Annotated in this window: 16 protein-coding genes, 2 tRNA genes and 1 pseudogene; 6 read left to right on the plus strand and 13 right to left on the minus strand. The window is 64.1% G+C overall.

Translation table 11 applies throughout. The features are described 5' to 3' along the window. Positions 1-158: 158 nt before the first annotated feature. From AC1DES_RS11710 to AC1DES_RS11720, 3 genes and pseudogenes are all read left to right on the plus strand, one after another. Positions 159-413, plus strand: coding sequence for a cell division protein CrgA (locus AC1DES_RS11710; protein ID WP_476895867.1), 255 nt, complete (start codon positions 159-161; stop codon positions 411-413). A 124-nt stretch (positions 414-537) separates the two neighbouring features. Then, entirely contained in the window at positions 538-1,143 is a 606-nt protein-coding gene (locus AC1DES_RS11715; protein ID WP_476895868.1) for a DNA-3-methyladenine glycosylase I, read from the plus strand. Between the two features lie 1,013 nt (positions 1,144-2,156). Further along, positions 2,157-2,267: pseudogene (locus AC1DES_RS11720) on the plus strand (IS630 family transposase); the annotation flags it as partial. Between the two features lie 93 nt (positions 2,268-2,360). On the opposite strand, the gene AC1DES_RS11725 reads toward AC1DES_RS11720, so the two are convergent. From AC1DES_RS11725 to AC1DES_RS11735, 3 genes are all read right to left on the minus strand, one after another. Next, the gene (locus AC1DES_RS11725; protein WP_476895869.1) at positions 2,361-2,519 is read right to left on the minus strand and encodes a hypothetical protein; all 159 of its coding nucleotides are present in this window, start codon (positions 2,517-2,519) and stop codon (positions 2,361-2,363) included. Between the two features lie 346 nt (positions 2,520-2,865). After that, positions 2,866-3,741 (minus strand): rhomboid family intramembrane serine protease, encoded by an 876-nt coding sequence (locus tag AC1DES_RS11730; RefSeq protein WP_476895870.1) that lies wholly within the window; start codon positions 3,739-3,741, stop codon positions 2,866-2,868. Between the two features lie 9 nt (positions 3,742-3,750). Then, positions 3,751-4,296, minus strand: a complete 546-nt coding sequence (locus AC1DES_RS11735; RefSeq protein ID WP_476895871.1) for a peptidylprolyl isomerase — start codon at positions 4,294-4,296, stop codon at positions 3,751-3,753. A 155-nt stretch (positions 4,297-4,451) separates the two neighbouring features. Here AC1DES_RS11735 and AC1DES_RS11740 point away from each other — a divergent pair, with 155 nt between their 5' ends. Together AC1DES_RS11740 and AC1DES_RS11745 are read left to right on the plus strand one after the other, a co-directional pair. Then, entirely contained in the window at positions 4,452-5,444 is a 993-nt protein-coding gene (locus tag AC1DES_RS11740) for a hypothetical protein (protein ID WP_476895872.1), read from the plus strand. Between the two features lie 186 nt (positions 5,445-5,630). Then, the gene (locus AC1DES_RS11745) at positions 5,631-6,506 is read left to right on the plus strand and encodes a glycosyltransferase family 2 protein (protein ID WP_476895873.1); all 876 of its coding nucleotides are present in this window, start codon (positions 5,631-5,633) and stop codon (positions 6,504-6,506) included. A gap of 33 nt (positions 6,507-6,539) precedes the next feature. Here the strand turns inward: AC1DES_RS11745 and AC1DES_RS11750 are convergent, their stop codons facing one another. Continuing rightward, on the minus strand, positions 6,540-7,454 hold the full coding sequence (locus AC1DES_RS11750; RefSeq protein ID WP_476895874.1) for a DMT family transporter: 915 nt from the start codon (positions 7,452-7,454) through the stop codon (positions 6,540-6,542). A gap of 116 nt (positions 7,455-7,570) precedes the next feature. Between AC1DES_RS11750 and AC1DES_RS11755 the strand changes: the two genes are divergently transcribed. After that, positions 7,571-7,939 (plus strand): cupin domain-containing protein, encoded by a 369-nt coding sequence (locus tag AC1DES_RS11755; RefSeq protein ID WP_476895875.1) that lies wholly within the window; start codon positions 7,571-7,573, stop codon positions 7,937-7,939. Positions 7,940-8,019: 80 nt separating this feature from the next. Here the strand turns inward: AC1DES_RS11755 and AC1DES_RS11760 are convergent. The 9 genes from AC1DES_RS11760 to gnd form a co-directional block, all read right to left on the minus strand. Next, a tRNA-Ala gene (locus AC1DES_RS11760) sits at positions 8,020-8,095 on the minus strand. Positions 8,096-8,167: 72 nt separating this feature from the next. Beyond that, positions 8,168-8,323, minus strand: a complete 156-nt coding sequence (locus tag AC1DES_RS11765; protein ID WP_476895876.1) for a DLW-39 family protein — start codon at positions 8,321-8,323, stop codon at positions 8,168-8,170. Positions 8,324-8,356: 33 nt separating this feature from the next. Continuing rightward, positions 8,357-8,430, minus strand: a tRNA-Ile gene (locus tag AC1DES_RS11770). Between the two features lie 99 nt (positions 8,431-8,529). Beyond that, positions 8,530-9,159: a DUF3566 domain-containing protein gene (locus tag AC1DES_RS11775; RefSeq protein WP_476895877.1), complete on the minus strand. Its 630-nt coding sequence runs from the start codon at positions 9,157-9,159 to the stop codon at positions 8,530-8,532. Then, positions 9,156-11,867: a DNA gyrase subunit A gene (gene gyrA, locus AC1DES_RS11780; protein WP_476895878.1), complete on the minus strand. Its 2,712-nt coding sequence runs from the start codon at positions 11,865-11,867 to the stop codon at positions 9,156-9,158. The genes AC1DES_RS11775 and gyrA overlap by 4 nt, the downstream gene beginning before the upstream one ends. A gap of 59 nt (positions 11,868-11,926) precedes the next feature. After that, entirely contained in the window at positions 11,927-14,017 is a 2,091-nt protein-coding gene (gyrB, locus tag AC1DES_RS11785) for a DNA topoisomerase (ATP-hydrolyzing) subunit B (protein WP_476895879.1), read from the minus strand. 414 nt (positions 14,018-14,431) lie between these two features. Continuing rightward, positions 14,432-14,995, minus strand: a complete 564-nt coding sequence (locus AC1DES_RS11790; RefSeq protein ID WP_476895880.1) for a DciA family protein — start codon at positions 14,993-14,995, stop codon at positions 14,432-14,434. Beyond that, positions 14,992-16,206 carry a DNA replication/repair protein RecF gene (recF, locus tag AC1DES_RS11795; protein WP_476895881.1) on the minus strand — a complete coding sequence of 405 codons (1,215 nt, stop codon included), beginning with the start codon at positions 16,204-16,206 and terminating at the stop codon, positions 14,992-14,994. The genes AC1DES_RS11790 and recF overlap by 4 nt, the downstream gene beginning before the upstream one ends. Before the next feature lie 26 nt (positions 16,207-16,232). Then, positions 16,233-17,117: a phosphogluconate dehydrogenase (NAD(+)-dependent, decarboxylating) gene (gnd, locus tag AC1DES_RS11800; protein ID WP_476895882.1), complete on the minus strand. Its 885-nt coding sequence runs from the start codon at positions 17,115-17,117 to the stop codon at positions 16,233-16,235. Positions 17,118-17,215: the final 98 nt, after the last annotated feature.

The following is a 17,215-nucleotide window of genomic DNA, read 5'->3' on the forward strand; positions in this document are numbered from 1 at the left end:
ATGCCCGCGGCGACACCCGTGGGGCCGGAACTACAGTTAGAATTGCTGCGATTACGATTTTCAAACTTGACCAAGAACGCGTTGACCGCCGGCACTTTGCCTCCTGCAGGATATCAAGCCTGGTCTCCGCTCTTGTTCCACCCCGCCAAGGAGGACCAGTGCCCGAGTCAAAGCCGCGTAAGAGGACCGCACGTGTGGCGCCGCAGACCCCTGCGGCGCAGGCCTACAAGCCCAACCCCGTGTGGTTCAAACCGGTCATGTTCGGCCTGATGATCATTGGCCTGCTGTGGATCATTACGTTTTACATCAGCCAGGGAGCCTTCCCCGTCCAGGAATGGGCATCCGGGAACATCGTGGCCGGATTCGGCATCGCCATTGTCGGCTTTCTGATGACCACCCGCTGGCGTTCCTGACCAGAACGTTCCTGACCGGCCGGATGCGGTCACATCGCTTGCGGCCCGCTGACGTTGATGGTCGCCTCGAAGGATGCGCAGGCTTCGGCCGACCCAGCCGGATCCACAGCAGAGAAGGACCAGCATGACTCCCGGCACGAACGGCTCCATCATCGGCGAGGACGGTCTGACGCGGCCTTCGTGGGCGGCAGTGGATCCGATGCTGCGTGATTATTACGACAACGAGTGGGGACTGCCGGTCCGGGACGAGCAGGGCCTGTACGAGCGAATCAGCCTCGAGGCCTTCCAGGCAGGGCTGTCCTGGGCCACCATTCTCCGCAAACGCCCCGCCTTCCGGGCAGCCTTCCACGACTTCCATCCGGAAACCGTCGCGGCATTCACCGAGGCCGATGTTGACCGCTTGATGCTGGATGCCGGCATTGTGCGGAACCGGCTCAAAATCCACGCGGCCATCACCAACGCCCGGGCTACCCTCGCCCTGAGGGACGACGGCGGCCTGGTGGACTTCGTCTGGGGGTTCCAGCCGGCGGCCACCCCCGAGCCTGTATCCCTGGACGAGATCCCCACAACGTCGGCAGAGTCGGTGGCCCTCTCCAAGGGGCTGCGGAAGAAGGGGTTCGCATTTGTCGGCCCTACCACGATGTTCGCCCTCATGGAGGCCATCGGAATGGTTGATACCCATCTACTGGACAGCCACCGGCGCGGCACTTCGGGCGTCTGGGCGCGCTGACTCCACCTCAGTCGGGATAGGGAAGCCCGGATCGCCGTCCACACTTGTGCACAACTGTGGCAAAGGTTATCCACAAATGTTGATAACTTTCCACAGGTAGGGTCCAGGGGATCGCATCCCGCCCGGCCTGCGGCCCCGGAGCGCGATTTGCCCTCTGCCGACGGCCGTGGTCACGGGGACCGTCGGTTATTAACAGTGTGGATTGGCTGTGGATAAGCTTCAGCGTCGCCGTGAACGTTGGCAGGATCCGGCCACGCAGCACTGTGCCCACGACTGCGCACATCATTGCGTCCGCGACGGTCCCGCCGAAAAGTTATCCACTTAACAACATCGCAGTACCCACAAGTTATCCACAGATGGGGATAACTGACTGCGTCGCATGAGATTCAACGAATTTGGGCGCGTGAAGCCGGAGTTTCGGCCGGAATTGCTCAGAGCATCAAGTTATTAACAATGTGAATAACCCTGTTGAAATCTTCTTGAAATCAGACATAAAGCTCCCACTTGGGTCCGCATCGGCACCACGACACAGGGGGCTTGGCTGTAGCCTCCTGGGCGCGCCGTGACGGCTTGCTACAAGTCGCTGCGGGCAGCATGCAGGGAGCTGCACGGCTTGTCACCGTATCCCGGGGGCGGACCGGGGCCGCGTCCGAAGTTGTCCACTTAACCACAGGGCAACCCACAGAAGTTATCCACAGGTGTGGAGATCTCCGCCCCCGCGCGCGGCCCTTCCCCAGAAATCGCCAGCCGTGGCCGTCAGATCGGGATAGGCACCATGAACTACAGCTATGTAAGTTACCAACAGTGTGGATAACCCCTGTGGAAAACCAGCATCTCAGGGCTGCCGACGGGATCTTGGTCGCGTGCACCGGAAGCGGACGCGGTCTGCGGGAACGGGCGCTGCGTGGAGTGTTCAGCATGAGATTGCGCGTGATCCCGAAAACCCAGGCCCGGGCATCGTTCTCCTTCGCTGGTGCTTCGGAGAAGCGCCTCCATACGACGGGAAAGGCCGCGTGGACGAGAAGTCCCAGATCCAGGCCCTGGACTGCACCGCCTCGATGCTGCCCACGCAGCCGCACCAGATCGAGCGGCGCACCGACGGCTACACCCGCCGCGGCACCGCCGGGACGAGTTCCTGTCCTTCCTGCGCCAGCCCGACCGGGAGCTCGTCGGAGTCCGGTTCGGCATCATCGACCGCCAGGATCCCAGCTGTCGGGCTACTGTAGAGCCTCCGGGATGCCGAATCGCCTTCCAATGAGTACGCGAATGGCCGCGAGTAGCGGCTGATCTTCCAGCTCAACGCCCTCGTCCCCGTAATAGACGCCCGTTTCGTCCCCCACTGCTTCGATGTCAAAAAGGTTGAGGACCTCGTCCACGCGAAATCTGATACTCGGCGGCGGTCATTTGGCGAGACGCACGGACTGGAATTGTGCCGGGTGTGCGCGCGATCTCAGCATCGGATTCATTCATTTGGGAGGGTCACAAGGTTCGCGCTACTTTGGCACTCGTCGCTCACCGTCAGGAGGTTTGCCATTGCCGCACAAATGCAGATCGCGCCGACTTTTCGAGTTTTCATTGCTTCCCCCTGAGCGTCGGGACGGGATTTCGGTGCAACCGCCGCCACCATTCGTGCACTCTTGCATGACGTTCGCCATCGCACAAGGGCGCGGATCGGCCGCCAGCCAGAGGGGCCGGAGAGGGGTCCAGCGGAACAGCCGTCTCCTAGTCGCTGACGCCGGCGATTCGGAAAACTGAGACGGCGACCAGAAGGGCGAGGACCAGCACCAGGCCGGCCGCCTGCAGCAACCCTTGACTGCGGCCTCGCGGGGAATAGGCAATGACCGCGGCGCAAAGGGCTCCTGTGACCAGTCCGCCGAGGTGGGCCTGCCAGGCAATCTGGGGGACGAGGAAACCGATGGCGCCGTTGATGACAATCAACAGCCACAATTGCCTCGTGTCCCCGCCGCGACGGCTTTGGATCACGAGCATGGCCCCAAAAAGGCCAAAGATGGCGCCGGAGGCCCCTTCCACGCCGGTCGGCGGGAGGACCGGCGTCAGCAAGAGGAAGCCCACGGAGCCGCCAATTGCGGACAGGATGTACACGGAGAGGAAGCGGATGCGACCCAGTGCGGGTTCGAGGGCCTGGCCGAAGATCCACAGCATGTACATGTTGAGGACAATGTGAAGGATGAAGCCCTGCGAATGGACGAATGCAGAGGTCAACATCCGCCAGGGTTCGAATGCCCCGAACTGGGGAGCGGCGTACACGGACGCGAAGGCGAGGTTTTCCTCAACCGCTTGCCCCGGTATCAGCCATTGCAGCACGTAGACAAGGGCGCATAGCCCTATGATCAGAAGCGTGGCCAGCGGCTTGCCGGTGGCCGCGGCGCCGCCGTAGACCGTCCGGGCCTGCGGGGTCGCGTTCCGGGTTTCGTTGACACAGTCAACACATTGGAATCCGACGGCGGCCGCCCGCTGGCAGTCGGGGCACGCAGGGCGCCCGCACCGCTGGCAGCGCACATAGGCGGGGCGGTCCGGGTGCCGGGGGCACACCGGAATCTGCGCGGACGGCTCGGCCGCCGGAATTCCGTAGCTCATGCGCTGGGGCTAGAGCTGTTCTACGTCAATGCTGTTGATGACGACATCCTCGACGGGACGGTCGCCCATTCCCGTACGGACTCCCTCGATCGCGTCGACAACCTTCTTGGACTCCTCATCAGCCACCTCGCCGAAGATGCTGTGCTTGCCCTGCAGCCAGCCGGTAGGGATGGTGGTGATGAAGAACTGGGAGCCGTTCGTGCCGCGGCCCATCTGGATACCGGCGTTAGCCATGGCCAGCTTGTACGGCTCGTTGAAGGTCAGCTCCGGGTGGATTTCGTCGTCGAACTTGTAGCCCGGTCCGCCAACGCCGCGGCCCAGCGGGTCGCCGGCCTGGATCATGAAGTCTTTGATGATCCGGTGGAAGATGGTGCCGTCGTACAGCGGCGTCCCGGTCTTGTCCTCACCGGTTTCGGGGTGGGTCCAAGCCTGCTCGCCGGTGGCCAGGCCGACGAAATTCTTGACGGTCTTGGGCGCGTGGTTGCCGAAGAGGTTGACGGCGATGTCGCCGAGGCTTGTGTGGATGGTTGCTTTTGCGGTTGCGATGGCAGTCATAGGGCCTATTCTTCCACGGCGGGCCGCTGCGCACAGGGCCGCGCAGTCAGTTCCGCGCTGGGTGAAATCCGCCGGAAATCGGCCTGAAGAATAGCCGGTGCGGTTCTGGACACGTAGGCTAACAGCAGAATCGTCACATTAATCGGGAGGTAGTTGTGAAGAAAACGGATCGTATTGCCCGTGAGCTGGAACAGTCAGTCAGCACCGGGGTCGAGAACGCCAAGGACTGGGCAGCCCCGCGGGTTGAAGCAGCAGTGAACTGGGCCGTTCCGCGCCTGCAGCAGGGTCTGGACAGCGCATCTCCCAAGATCCAGGAGGGGCTCAAGTCGGCAGCCCACAACCTGGCCGACGGCGTCGCCACCGTTACCCCGCGGCTCCAGGACGGTCTGGCCCAGCTGGCGCCGAAGATCCATGACGCCGTCGAAGGCGCCACACCCCGCCTGCACGAGGCCCTGGACAAAGCGACTCCGGTGATCGCCCAGGCACGTGACAGGGTCGTCGTCGAGTACCTCCCGCGGCTTTCGGACCAGATCGGCCAGGCATCCGAGGCAGTGCACCGGACGCTGGAAAGCGCTCCGGCCCATGTGGACGCCGTAGCCCAGAAGCTCGTTGACTCCGGTGTTGTGCACAATATCCAGGAGCAGGCGCAGAGCGCGGGCCACCATTTCAAGGCTGCAGCCAACGAGGCCGGGAAGGCCGTCAGCGGTGAGCTGTCCAGGACGCAGAAGCCCAAGCACCGCGGTTTGCTGATCTTCGGCGTCATCGCCGCAGCGTTCGCCGCCGGTGTTGCGGCTTGGAAGGCCTCCAAGCCGGTTGAGGATCCCTGGAAGACGCCGACGCCGGTAACCCCTGCCCCCGTGCCGGCCTCCACCGTCAATGAAGCCAAGGATTCCATCAGCGACGCTGCCGACAAGGCCGGTTCGGCGGCAGTTGCCGCCGCGGACACCGCAGCCGGCGCTTCCGCAGATGTTGCCAGCTCTGTCTCGGATGCAGCAGGGAACACTGCCGACGCAACCAAGAACCTTGCCGAGGACGCCGCCGAGGATTCCGCCAAGGCAGCCATCGACGCGAAAACTGCCGTTCGCAACATTGCCGCGAGCATGAACAACAACGGCGACAAGACAGGCCAAGACAAGGCCGGCGAGTAGTTACAGACGGATGGGTCCCGGCTGCGTCAGTTAGCCGGTGAAGGGAGGGATTCCGCCAAGGGCGGGGTCCCTTCCTTCGTTTCGTCTGGCGTATTCACTTCCCCGGGTGCTTCTTCCCCGCCGTGTCCAGGTCCGGACTATGCCCGGCAACCGGGGGAACGACCGGTAGATGCTAAATTTGTCGTGATGTCACCCGATAGATACCCCGAGGATTCCCTGCACGTCGCTGCGTTGCCGCCGGCTGTATCTATTGTCATTCCGGCGTACAACGAGGAAAGCGTTATCCGGCAGTGCCTGATCGCTGCCGTCTACCAGTCCGTCCCGGCCCACGAAATCATCGTGGTGGACAACCTGTCTACCGACCGCACCGCCGGCATCGTGCAGCAGATGCAGCTGGAGTACCCGGAGAGCCCGATCATCCTGCTCAGCCAGGACCGGGACCAGGGGCTCATTCCCACCCGGAACTTTGGATTGAACCACGCCACGGGCGACGTCCTGGGCCGGATCGATGCCGACTCCGTGCTGGAGCCGGACTGGGTTGAACAGGTCCAGAAAGCGTTCGCAGACGACGCCGTACACGCGGCCACCGGCCCGGTTGTGTATTACGACATGCCCATGCGCCGGTTCGGGCTCAAAGCCGATGACAAGATGCGTCAGCTGATGCTCAAGCTGGCCAAGCACCAGTACCACTTTCTCTTCGGTTCCAATATGGCGCTGCGGCGCTCCGCGTGGGAGATCATCCGCGCGGAGACCTGCCGGGATGAGAAGGACGAGATGCACGAAGACATCGACCTCTCCCTGCACCTGGCCGACCACGAACTCCGTATCCAGTACTGGCCCCAGATGGTCTCGGGCATGTCCGCCCGGCGGCTCGAAGACTCGCCGCGGGACTACCGCTACTACGTGACCCGGTTCGACCGCACGTACAAGGCGCACAACGTCAAGAAGATGGCGCTGAAGGCGCCCATGGTGGTCTTCTTCTCGGTGTACTTCCCAGCGAAGCTGCTGCGCGCCATCCACACCGTCAACACCTCCCAGCCCGCCCGCCGCGGGGGTCAGTAGCCGCCTCCCGCCGAGGACGCGTTTGGGCGCGTTCTAGTCAGTGCCCAGTTCCGCCAGCCGGGCGGCGTTCCGCCGAACGGATCGAGAGCTCCGCTGGCCCAGGACGACGACGGCGAGCCCCACCAGGATCATTGACAGGCCCGCGTAGGTCCCGGCGGGCAGTTTTTCGGCCAGGAACGCCGCGGCCAGCAATGCTGCGCCTGGGATCTCGAGCAGGATGATCATGGACACAAGCAGCGGACTCATCGTCGCCAGCAGATGGTTGAAGGCTGTATGCCCCACCAGTTGGGCGCAGACGGTAATGGCCAGGATACCGAGCCAGCCTGCGGTTTCGAAGCCTGCGAGGGGTTGCTGCGAGACCAGCGCCAAGACCGCGACGACGGCAGCACACATGCCGTAGCACAGTGTCGTGTAGACGCCTGTCCCCATCGTCTGGCGCGCCTTGCCTCCGGCAAGCGTATAAATTCCCGCCAGGGCACCGCCAGCCACTGCCAGGAGGTCGCCCAGGAGCGCTCCCGGAGAGGTGCCCATGTCGAAGCCGGTGATCGCCACGACGCCGCCAAAGGCGATGCCGAGTCCGGCCAGGACCCCCCAGCGGTGCCTGACCCCGCGGAACAGCTGGAAGATCGCGATCCAACCGGACTGCAGGCAGACAAGGGCCGTCGCGGCGGCCACCGAGGTCAGCTGCAGCGAAGTAATGAAGCAGGCGAAGTGAAACGCCAGGGCGACCGCGGCGGCCAAGGACCAGCGAAACTCGCGTGCGGTGATCCTGGCGAACTGACGGGGCTGCCGGACCAGCACGGGGCCGGCCATGACGGCGGCTCCGATGGCGTTGCGCCAGAAAGCAATGGCGAGGGCACTGACAGACGTGGCACCGAGCGTGGCTGCGATGAGTGGTCCCGAGGAAGCCACGCCCAGCACCCCAAGGGCGGCAAGGAAGAAGTTCACGCTCCAACAGTAGTGGGGCCGGGGCAGGGCAGGTGCTTCCACCGGTCCTTGACCCCGACACACCGTGGTGCCAGTCTTTAATCGCGGTCTCGCCATCAGAGAAGAAGGAGACCATCATGGCTTCAATGATCCGCAAGAGTTTCGATAGTCCAGAGGAAACGCGCCCTTTCAAGGATTCGACCGGCCAGCTGCAGCTCGTCAATCTTGACGCCGGCGCCGTGGGACGTGCGACGTTCCTGCCGGGTTGGAAGTGGTCCCAGCACGTCAAACCGATTGTCCAGACGGACAGCTGCATGGCTGCCCACGTGGGCTACACAGTCTCGGGCCGCCTCAAGGTCGTCATGGACGACGGCGAGGAGATTGAGTACGGTCCCGGGGACTTCGGCGTCATTCCGCCCGGTCACGACGCCTGGGTGGTTGGAGACGAGCCCTACGTGTTTATCGACTGGCAAGGGATGGCAGACTACGCCAAACCCAAGGAATGAGGGGGCGCCCCTCGGCTGGCGCGCTTTTCGACAAAGCAAAAGGCCCCGGACCGCGTTTCCGCTGTCCGGGGCCTTTCCTATGGTGGAGGCACGGGGACTCGAACCCCGAACCCCCTGCTTGCAAAGCAGGTGCGCTACCAATTGCGCCATGCCCCCATAGGAAGCAACCCGTCAATCATACCCTAGTTCCAGCGAGCTGATTTCCAGCGTCGGAACCGGGAATCCGGGCTAATCTACCGTATCGGTGGACTCGCTCCAGACTGTTTTCCGGGCAACGGATTCCTGTACTTTCTTGTAAAGGAGGACGCTTGCGATCGTAGCTGCAACAACCAGCAGTTTCTTCACACGCACCCCGTTCCGGCTCAGAACACTCTGAACCTTCACCAAACCTCTCCAAGAAACCTGTTACAGGTTCCGTGGGCGTACCAGGACTTGAACCTGGGACCTCTTCGTTATCAGCGAAGCGCTCTAACCGCCTGAGCTATACGCCCCGATGCCTCATCGGGCCGAGATATGACTGTACAGCACATCCCGGCCCGATCTCAAATCGAGGCATTCTTCCGCGGAATTCCGGGGAAAAACGGGTTTTCTTAGTCGTCCGTGAGCGTGACGCCGATGCCACCCACCAGCGTCGCTGCAATGTTGTACAGCACCGCCGAGAGCATGGAAAGTGCCGTCAGGAGCACCACGTTGATCACGGCGATGATTGTGGCGAACGAGGCCACCTGCCCCAGGGAGGCGACCTTCTTGAGCTCGAAACCGCCGCCTTCCGAGCCCGCCAGGGTCCCGAGCAGGCTGTCCACCTGGTCGAAAATGCCGGTCAGGTCCAGGACGGTCCAGAGCACGATTGCGGCCACGACGGTCACGATGCCCAGGGCGACCGAGAGCAGGAATGCCATCTTCAGTACGGACCAGGGGTCCACCTTGCTCACCAGAAGCCGGGCGCGGCGGACTTTGGCCTTCGGGGCGGGCTTAATCAGGCCTGCAGTTCCCTGGCCGGGACGCTGGCCCGCTCCTTCCGGGCGCTGGCCCGGGGTGGCGGGACGCTGGCCCTGCACAGGACGCTGCCCGGGCGCCGGCGGACGCTGTGTTGAACCCGTGGCGGCGCCGGGGCGCTGCTGTGGACGCGACGGGGCGCTCACCCGCGGTGCGGACGCGGGCTGCCGCACGCCGCCGGGAACGCCGCTGCTCGGCTTGGGATATGAGTCGGAATTACTCACTCGTTACCTCCGGTGTTGTCTTCGTCCAGCTCGGCGTTTCCCGATGATGCATCTGACTCCGGGGCCGGTACTGATTCTGTCTCTGCGGACCCCTCGTGTGATCCGGTTTCTGCAGCCAACGTTACGTCATCCGGCAAGGTTGCCCGACTTTCTGCGGCCTCACCTGCGTCGTCACCTTCGGTCGGCTCGTCGCCTTCCAGCCCGCGTTCGCTGTTGCGGGCGACGGCGATGATGCGGTCGTTCTTGTCCGGCTTGGCAAAGATGACGCCCATGGTGTCGCGGCCCTTGGCCGGGACACCGGTGACCGAGGAGCGGACCACTTTGCCACCTTCCATGACCACCAGGACTTCATCTTCCTCCTGGACGATCAGGGCGCCGACGAGATGGCCGCGCTCCTCCTGGTACTTGCCGACCTTGATGCCGAGGCCGCCCCGGCCCTGGAGCCGGTATTCCTCCACCGCGGTCCGTTTGGCAAAGCCGCCTTCGGTGACGATGAAGACGAACGAGCCGTCCTTGACGACGTCGGCCGCCAACAGTTCGTCATCCTCGCGGAACTTCATGCCGGTGACCCCGGACGTGGCCCGGCCCATGGGGCGCAAGGCTTCATCCGTTGCCGTGAATCGGATCGACTGGCCCATGCGGGACACCAGCATGAGGTCATCGGTTTCGGAGACCAGCTGCGCGGAGACGAGCTCGTCGCCTTCGCGCAGGTTGATCGCGATGACGCCGGCAGACCGGTTCGTGTCGTAGTCCTCCAGCCGGGTCTTTTTGACGAGGCCCCGTTTGGTGGCAAGGACCAGGTACGGCGAGTGCTGGTAGTCCCTCAGGTCCAGCACCTGGGCGATGTGCTCGTCCGGCTGGAACGCCAGCAGGTTCGCCACGTGCTGGCCCTTCGCATCACGTCCCGCTTCCGCGAGTTCGTAAGCCTTCGCCCGGTACACGCGTCCCAAGTTGGTGAAGAAGAGCAGCCAGTGGTGCGTCGTCGTGACGAAGAAGTGCTCAACGACGTCGTCCCCGCGCAGCTGGGCGCCCTTGATGCCCTTGCCGCCGCGCTGCTGGGAGCGGTAGTTGTCGCTGCGGGTGCGCTTGACGTAGCCGCCGCGCGTAATGGTGACCACCATCTCCTCTTCGGGGATGAGGTCTTCCATCGACATGTCGCCATCAAAGCCCATAAGGATCTTGGTGCGGCGGTCATCTCCGTGCTTGGCCACGATTTCGGCCAGTTCCGTGCTGATGATCTCCCGCTGGCGCTCCTCTGAGGCCAGGATCGAGTTGTACTCGGCGATCAGGGCCTCCAGCTCGGAGTGGCGGTCCTGGATCTTCTGGCGTTCCAGTGCCGCGAGCCGGCGCAGCTGCATGTCGAGGATGGCCCGGGCCTGAAGCTCATCAATGTCCAGCAGCTGCATGAGGCCGTCGCGGGCGGCCTCAGTGGTGGTGGAGGCGCGGATCAGGGCGATGACTTCATCGAGCGCATCCAGCGCCTTGAGGAGGGCGCGCAGGATGTGCGCCTCTTCCTCGGCCTTGCGCAGGCGGTAGCGGGTGCGCCGTGCGATGACGTCCATCTGGTGGGTGACCCAGTGCCGGATGAAGGCATCCAGGCTCAGGGTGCGGGGCACGCCGTCGACAATCGCCAGCATGTTGGCGGCGAAGTTGTCCTGGAGCTGGGTGTGCTTGTAGAGGTTATTCAGCACCACCTTGGCAACGGCGTCGCGCTTGAGGACAATCACCAGGCGCTGGCCGGTGCGGCCGGACGTCTCGTCGCGGAGGTCGGCGATCCCGGAAATCTTTCCGTCCTTGACGAGCTCGGCGATCTTGATCGCCAGGTTGTCCGGGTTGGCCTGGTACGGCAGTTCGGTGACCACCAAACAGGTGCGGCCCTGGAGTTCTTCGACGTTGACGACTGCGCGCATCGTGATGGATCCGCGGCCCGTGCGGTAGGCGTCCTCGATGCCCTTGTGGCCCAGAATCGTGGCGCCGGTCGGGAAATCGGGGCCCTTGATGCGCAGGATCAGCTCCTCAAGCAGTTCCTCGCGGCTGGCGGTCGGGTTGGCCAGGTACCACTGCACGCCGTCGGCGACTTCGCGGAGGTTGTGCGGCGGGATGTTCGTGGCCATGCCGACGGCGATGCCGGAGGAGCCGTTGACCAGCAGGTTCGGGAACCGTGCCGGCAGGATGGTCGGTTCCTGGTTCTTGCCGTCGTAGTTGTCCTGGAAGTCGACGGTTTCCTCGTCGATGTCCCGCACCATCTCCATGGCCAGCGGGGCCATTTTGGTTTCGGTGTACCGGGGGGCGGCCGCGCCGTCGTTGCCAGGGGAGCCGAAGTTGCCCTGGCCGAGCGCCAGCGGGTAGCGCATCGTCCAGTCCTGGATGAGCCTGACCAATGCGTCGTAGATGGCCGTGTCGCCGTGCGGGTGGTACTGGCCCATGACCTCGCCGACAACACGCGCGCACTTGTTGAAGGAGCGGTCGGGGCGGTAGCCGCCGTCGAACATCGCGTAGAGCACCCGGCGGTGGACGGGTTTGAGCCCGTCCCGGACATCCGGGAGGGCACGGCCGACGATCACGGCCATGGCGTAGTCGAGGTAGGAGCGCTGCATTTCCGTCTGCAGGTCCACCTGCTCAATGCGGTCCACCAGGACGTTGCCTTCGAGCACGGGTTCGGCGGGACCGGTGGAAGCGGCCGGAACCTCGGGTGTTTCGTCACTCATAATCTATATTTTCCGTTTCAGGTATATATCGGCTCTGGAATATATCGGGGCGTTTGCCGCTAGATATCGAGGAACCGAACGTCCTTGGCGTTCTGCTGGATGAAGTTCCGCCGGGATTCGACGTCCTCACCCATGAGGGTGGAGAAGGTCTGGTCCGCGGCCAAGGCATCATCCATGGTGACCTGGAGCAGTGTGCGATGGTCCGGGTCCATCGTGGTGTCCCACAGTTCGGTGTAGTCCATTTCACCGAGGCCCTTGTACCGCTGGATGCCGTTGTCCTTGGGGATGCGGCGGCCGGCGGCCTGCCCGGAAACGAGGAGGGCGTCCCGTTCGCGGTCGCTGTAGACGTAGTCGTGCGGGGCGTTGGACCACTTGATCCTGTAAAGCGGCGGCTGGGCCAGGTAGACGTAGCCGTTCTCGATCAGCGGCCGCATGTAGCGGAACAGGAGTGTCATCAGCAGCGTCGTGATGTGCTGGCCGTCGACGTCGGCATCGGCCATGAGCACGATCTTGTGGTACCGCAGCTTGCTCAGGTCGAAGTCCTCGCCGATGCCCGTACCGAAGGCCGTGATCATGGACTGGACCTCGGCGTTCCCCAAAGCCTTGTCGAGCCGGGCGCGCTCCACGTTCAGGATCTTGCCGCGCAGCGGCAGAATGGCCTGCGTTTCCGGGTTTCGGCCGCGCTTGGCCGAACCACCCGCGGAGTCGCCCTCCACGAGGTAGACCTCGCACCTGGCCGGGTCCTTGGAGGAACAGTCGGAGAGCTTGCCGGGCATGCCGAAGGACTCCAGCGGGCTCTTGCGGCGGGCGTTGTCACGTGCCTTCCGTGCGGCCATCCGGGCCTGGGCCGCCGAAATGGCCTTCCGGATCACGTCCCGGGCGGGGCCGGGGTTGCGTTCAAGCCAGTCACCGAGTCCGTCGGTGACCACGCGCTGCACGAAGCCCTTGACCTCGGAGTTGCCGAGCTTCGTCTTGGTCTGGCCTTCGAACTGCGGCTCGGCAAGCTTGACGGAGATGACGGCTGTCAGGCCTTCGCGGATGTCGTCGCCGGTGAGGTTGTCGTCTTTTTCCTTGATGATGCTCTTCTCCCGCGCGTAGCGGTTGATGAGCGACGTCATCGCGGCACGGAAACCCTCTTCGTGGGTTCCGCCCTCGTGGGTGTTGATGGTGTTCGCGTACGTGTGGACGCTCTCGGAGTACGCGTTGGTCCACTGCATCGCCATTTCCAGGGCGATGTGCCGTTCCTTGTCCTCGGTTTCGAACGCGATGACGTCCTCGTGGACCACATCGACCTTCTTGCCGGAGTTCAGGTGCTTCACGTAGTCCAGAAGGCCGTCGTCGTACTGGTAGACGACCGTGTGGAATTCGGCGGGAACTTCGCCCTCGGTGGGGACCGTGTCCAGATCCAGGTCGCCGTCTTCGGCCGGTTCGTCAGCGGCGCGGCGCTCATCGGTCAAGGTGATGCGCAGTCCCTTGTTCAGGAATGCCATCTGCTGGAACCGGGCGCGGAGCGTCTCGAAGTCGAATTCCGTGGATTCAAAGATACTGGCATCGGGGTAGAACGTCTGCGTGGTGCCGGTCTCGGAGGTTTCCCCGCCCTTGACGAGGCCGCCCTGCGGCTTGCCGCCGTCGGCGAAGGACATCCGCCAGACGTGGCCTTGCCGGCGGACTTCGGTGTCGACCCGGCTGGAGAGCGCGTTGACCACCGAAATGCCGACACCGTGCAGGCCGCCGGAAACGGCGTATCCGCCGCCGCCGAACTTTCCGCCCGCGTGCAGGATGGTCATGACGACCTCCACGGTGGGCTTGTGCTCCGTCGGATGCATGTCCACGGGGATGCCGCGGCCGTTGTCGACCACCTTGACGCCGCCGTCAGCCTGCAAAACGATCTCGATGTGGGTGCAGTAGCCGGCCAGGGCCTCATCGACCGAGTTGTCCACCACCTCATAGACCAGGTGGTGCAGGCCGCGGGGTCCGGTGGAACCGATGTACATGCCGGGACGTTTCCGGACAGCTTCCAAACCCTCAAGCACGGTGATGTCGCTGGCGCCGTAGCCATGTCGCGTATCGGCCTCCGGCGGCGCGCCAACCGTGCGGGCGTCCCCCGTTACTGGTTCCACGGCCGGAATATCTGCATTGTCGTTAGCCACAGGCGCTTTCGACTCCTCTATGTTCGTTGAAGGCTGGCCGATGCCTCTTCCCAGGGAAGGGCTCAAGCCAACAGGCACGTCACTGAAGTCACCGGCTGGTCCTCTGACTCGAGGAGCCGTCTACCGCACGCTGGTTTTGCGTCGGAAACGGACTCAGTCAACGTTTCACCGGCGCCCAGTTATCTACCACGATTCTACCGTGCTATAGGGCATAACCCCGCATTCCTGGGCCCTAAACGGCCGGGAAAGTGCCGCTGAGAGGCCTTTGGCTCCCCCTGCAAGGCTTTAGGGGTCCCGCCCTAGGGTGCCTATACGGCTCCGGGGCGTTGAAGCGCCCTACACGGCGTTTGCGGATTTATCAAGAGCTTTTGCAAGGAGTGCTTCAGATCCGGCAGCCTCGTCGCCTTTCGGGATCTAGCCGTAGGTGTCCCTGGGACCGCGGCCGTTGACAGTCCGGAGGCCCTTGCGCCAGCTCGGCGCCGCCGGTCCAAGCACCTGGATGCTGGTGACAACGCCGTCACCGAGTTCGGTGCGGAACTTCTCCAGGAGGCTGATGCTGAGCAGACGCAACTGCGTGGCCCAGGCTGTGGAATCACAGCGGACGTGGAGGGTGGTGTTCTCGAAGCTCTCGGGGGTGCAATGAGCGGAAATCTCCGGGCCCACCAGGGTGGCCCACTGTGCCATCACGGAACCGACGGCCACTGGCGAGCTCCAGCCGCGTTCCGCGACGAGCCGCCCCACCACCTTGCCCAGCCCCAGCGGGTCCCGCCCCGTGGAATGAAACTGCCGGAATCCGCGCGTGCCGGTAACGCCGCGGCCCGGTTTCTGGGCGGCGGCACCCGGCCGGGGCGGTGCCTTCCGCCGGATTTCCCCGCGGGCGGCTGCCGCATCGCGCATCCTGTTCAGTGCAGCCTGGGCAGCATCGATGTCATCGGGGTCGCGGCCCGGCTGCAGGCCGCCGTCGGTATCCTTATTCATCGATTTTCCCGCTCTTCGATTCCTCCCGGGATGACCTTCACCCGCCGTCCGGCCAGTTCCACGGGGATATCGTCCTCGACGGCGGCAGTCACCAGCACCTGTTCGGCACCGGATACTATTGCCGCAAGTTTACGCCGCCGCTGGACATCCAACTCGGCAAAAACATCATCCAGGATCAGGATCGGGGCGGAGCCGCCGGTCCGTGCGTCGTCCAGCATGACGTAGTACGAGGCCAGGCGCAGCGACAGGCACATGGACCAGGTTTCGCCGTGCGAGGCGTAGCCTTTCGCGGGGGCCGTTCCCAGCACCAGCTCGAGTTCGTCACGGTGCGGCCCGACCAGGGAAATCCCCCGCTCCAGTTCCTTGCGCCGCGACGCGGCAAACGCCTGGATGTACCGCTCCGTGAGCTCTTCGACGGTGAGCAGCCGAAGATCCTCCGCCGGCACTGCCGCAGCCCCGCCGTCCGCAGCAAACGCCGACTGTGGTGCGGCGCCGTCGTCGTCCATCACGTCCTGCAACGTCGAACGGTAAATGGCACCGGCTTCTTTGGACCCGTCGGTCAGCTGCACATAGGCGCTTTTCAGGTGGGGGCGCAGCCGTTCAAGGAGTTCCAGCCGCGCGTGGAGCAGTTCCGCGCCGGCCCGGGCCATGTGCTGGTCCCAGACATCCAGTGTGGCCTCATGCCCGGTGGTGAATTTTCCGGCCCGGGCCGACTTGAGCAGCGCATTGCGCTGTTTCAGGACACGGTCATAGTCACTCCGGGTGGCGGCGTGCCGCGGAATGAGGCTGACCAAAAGTTCGTCGAGGAAACGACGGCGGTTGGATGGGTCGCCCTTGACCAGCGCCAGATCCTCCGGCGCGAAGAGCACGGTCTGGCAGATTCCAAGGATGTCGCGGGCCCGGACCGGGTTGCTGCGGTTGATCCGCGCCCGGTTGGCCCGGCCGGCGTTGATTTCCAGTTCGAGCACGGTGGACTGCTCGCCGCGGACCAGCTTGGCGCGGATCATGGCCCGGTCCGTGCCGAAGCGCAGCAGCGGTGCATCCGTGCTGACCCGGTGCGAGCTGAGCGTCGCCAGGTACCCGATGGCCTCCATCAAGTTGGTCTTGCCGATGCCGTTGGATCCAACCAGAACCGTGATCCCGGGCTCCAGGCTCAGATCCACCTGGGCGTAACTGCGGAAATCGGTCAGCGAAAGTTGTTCTAGGTACACGCCGGGTTCAGGAATTCAGGGCTGGACTATTTGGCCGGCCGGGTCGCATGGCCGCCGAACTGGTGGCGCAGGGCGGAAACCATCTTCATCGCGGGCGAGTTGTCCTCCCGGGAAGAGAACCGGGCAAACAGTGCGGCGGTGATGGCCGGTGCGGGCACGGCATTGGCGATGGCTTCCTCGACGGTCCACCGGCCTTCGCCGGAGTCCTCGACGTAATCGTCGATGGACTCCAGCCCTGGGTCTTCGTCGAGAGCCTTGACCATGAGGTCCAGCAGCCAGGAGCGGACGACAGTGCCTTTCTGCCACGCCCGGAATGTCCCCGGAAGATCGGTGACGATGTCCTTCGCCGCCAGGAGTTCATAGCCTTCCGCGTAGGCCTGCATCAGCCCGTATTCGATCCCGTTGTGGACCATCTTGGCGTAGTGACCCGCGCCGACTCCGCCCACGTGGACGAAGCTGTCGGCGCGGTGGCCTTCCGGACGCAGCGCGTCGAAGACGGGAAGGGCACGTTCGATGTCCGCAGCATCACCGCCTGCCATCAGGCCGTAGCCGTTCTCCAGCCCCCAGACGCCGCCGGACACGCCGCAGTCGCCAAAGCGGATTCCCTTTTCGGCCAAGGCCGAGCCGTGCTTCTGGTCCTCGGTGAACCGCGAGTTGCCGCCGTCGATCACGAGGTCGCCGGCGTCAAGCTTGTTGCCGAGTTCGGTGATGACGGCATTGGTGATGTCCCCGGATGGAACCATGACCCAGATGAGCCGCGGCGCCGGAACGGCCGCGATGAGGTCATCCACGCTTGCAACATCGGTGACGTCGGGATTGCGATCGAAGCCTGTGACCTCGATTCCGCCCTTTCGCATGCGTTCGCGCATGTTGAAGCCCATTTTTCCGAGGCCGATCAGTCCGATGTGCACGGTAGAAACTCTTTTCTGCGCTGGGCGGGTGTGGGTGGAATCTTCGGGAGCAGTCGTCTGCTGACCGGGCGCGGGCGCTCTCGTCCTGACCGATCAGG

The sequence above is a fragment of the Arthrobacter sp. 05T442 genome, from assembly GCF_056395945.1.

What these genes read in the sequence shown, in the direction of transcription:
- AC1DES_RS11715 (WP_476895868.1), top strand. Translation starts at nt 538, where the DNA reads ATGACTCCCGGCACGAACGGCTCCATCATCGGCGAGGACGGTCTGACG.
- AC1DES_RS11730 (WP_476895870.1), bottom strand. Translation starts at nt 3,741, where the DNA reads ATGAGCTACGGAATTCCGGCGGCCGAGCCGTCCGCGCAGATTCCGGTG.
- AC1DES_RS11735 (WP_476895871.1), bottom strand. Translation starts at nt 4,296, where the DNA reads ATGACTGCCATCGCAACCGCAAAAGCAACCATCCACACAAGCCTCGGC.
- AC1DES_RS11745 (WP_476895873.1), top strand. Translation starts at nt 5,631, where the DNA reads ATGTCACCCGATAGATACCCCGAGGATTCCCTGCACGTCGCTGCGTTG.
- AC1DES_RS11755 (WP_476895875.1), top strand. Translation starts at nt 7,571, where the DNA reads ATGGCTTCAATGATCCGCAAGAGTTTCGATAGTCCAGAGGAAACGCGC.
- gyrA (WP_476895878.1), bottom strand. Translation starts at nt 11,867, where the DNA reads ATGAGTGACGAAACACCCGAGGTTCCGGCCGCTTCCACCGGTCCCGCC.
- AC1DES_RS11790 (WP_476895880.1), bottom strand. Translation starts at nt 14,995, where the DNA reads ATGAATAAGGATACCGACGGCGGCCTGCAGCCGGGCCGCGACCCCGAT.